The organism is Hansschlegelia zhihuaiae (assembly GCF_004103825.1).
In the GTDB taxonomy this organism is placed as follows: Bacteria; Pseudomonadota; Alphaproteobacteria; order Rhizobiales; family Methylopilaceae; genus Methylopila; species Methylopila zhihuaiae.
Genome location: NZ_RYFI01000003.1, coordinates 1 through 626 on the forward strand (window position 1 = coordinate 1; position 626 = coordinate 626).

A 626-nucleotide genomic window follows, 5' to 3' on the forward strand; every position below is an offset into this window, starting at 1 on the left:
GATCATCGCGGCCACCGTCACCTACTGGTGCAATTGAGTCCGGACCCTAGCGCCCCGCCCCTGGGGCGGCGTCGGCCTTGTCGGCGGGCAGCACCAGCACCTGCCCAGGATAGATCAGATTGGGATTGCGAATCTGGTCGTCATTGGCGGTGAAGATGACGGTGTAGCGGCGCCCCTGGCCGTAGGTCGTGCGCGAAATCCGCCAGAGGCTGTCGCCGCGCTTGACCCTTGCGGTGTCGATCGCGGCGACGACGGGGTTTGCGGCGTCGGGCGACGGGGGCGACGGCTCGACGGTCGCGGAGGACGAAGCATCGGGCGCGCCTTGTGCCGGAACGACCGCCTCGCCCGGCCGCGCCGCCGCGCCACCCGGAGGTGAAGCCTCAGGCCGGGCCGACGGGGCCTCCCGGCCGGCGGACGCTTGCGGCTCCCCGCTTTCGCCTGCAGGCGGCGCGACGGCCTGAGAAGGCTCCGGGGCCGTCGGAGACGCCGGCTTTGGGGGCCCCGCGGATTCAGGAGCGGACAGATCGGTGGGCCCCGGCGCAGATGGCGTGGCGCCGGAGGGCGCGGGGTTCGTCGGAGTGGTCGCCGAGCTTGGCTTCGGAGACCCCGGTGTGGCGGCCCGCCGC